The 292-nt window shown below is 68.2% G+C and carries 1 protein-coding gene; it reads left to right on the top strand.

Annotated elements, in window-relative coordinates; all coding sequences use genetic code 11:
- On the top strand, positions 1 to 292 hold a 292-nt coding region (locus ACLBYB_RS33295; protein WP_447701441.1), incomplete at both ends, for a transposase.

Below are 292 nucleotides of genomic sequence, written 5' to 3'. Positions count from 1 at the left end.
CGCGGCGCTATCTGGAACTGCACGACGAGATCGCCGATCTCGATGCCATGATCGGCGCCATCGTCGACGAGCTTGCCCCGGACCTCGTGGCCCGCAACTCCATCGGCAGCAATGGCGCCGCTCAGCTCCTCCTGACGGCCGGCGACAATCCCGAGCGCTTGCGCTCAGAGGCAGGCTTCGCGGCGCTTTGTGGCGTGAGCCCCGTGCCGGCCTCATCGGGCAAGACGGTGCGCCATCGCCTCAACCGAGGCGGTGATCGCGCGGCCAACAGCGCGCTGCACATCATCGCCAT

The organism is Methylobacterium sp. D54C (genome assembly GCF_053345595.1).
This window is presented reverse-complemented; position numbering and strand designations above follow the sequence as displayed.